We start from the raw sequence: 390 nt of genomic DNA on the forward strand, positions 1-390 counted from the left end.
AGGCAGCAAGAAATGACAGTTGTACGTACATTTGATATGATTTTAATGATGATTATGATTTGTATAGCAGGTCATACATATAAGGTAAAATATGATGTTCAAAAACAGATGAACGAAATTCGTCGTCTTGAACATGAAATTGCTACAGAAAAAAATACGGTAAACTTGCTTCATGCTGAATGGGCTATGATGATAGAGCATTCACGCATGCAAAAACTTGCAAGACGTTATCAAAAAGAGCTTGGTTTAGAGATTATACAGCCGCGACAAATTGTAGAATTCGAGGATATTCCGGTAAGTGACAATGATCAAATTGATGAAGTCATTAAACAAAATATCTTGGAAGAAAGTAAGGATATTTTGGAGAATAATCGTGCTTCTCAGGTAAAT

At 33.8% G+C, this 390-nt stretch carries 1 protein-coding gene; it reads left to right on the forward strand.

Annotation, left to right across the window (positions count from 1 at the left end; translation table 11 throughout):
• Positions 1–12: 12 nt before the first annotated feature.
• Positions 13–390 (forward strand): cell division protein FtsL (gene ftsL, locus J7R10_RS09460; protein ID WP_208436542.1); only part of this gene is annotated, 378 nt, incomplete at its 3' end.

The sequence above is a fragment of the Bartonella vinsonii subsp. berkhoffii ATCC 51672 genome (assembly GCF_902825225.1).
GTDB lineage: Bacteria > Pseudomonadota > Alphaproteobacteria > Rhizobiales > Rhizobiaceae > Bartonella > Bartonella berkhoffii.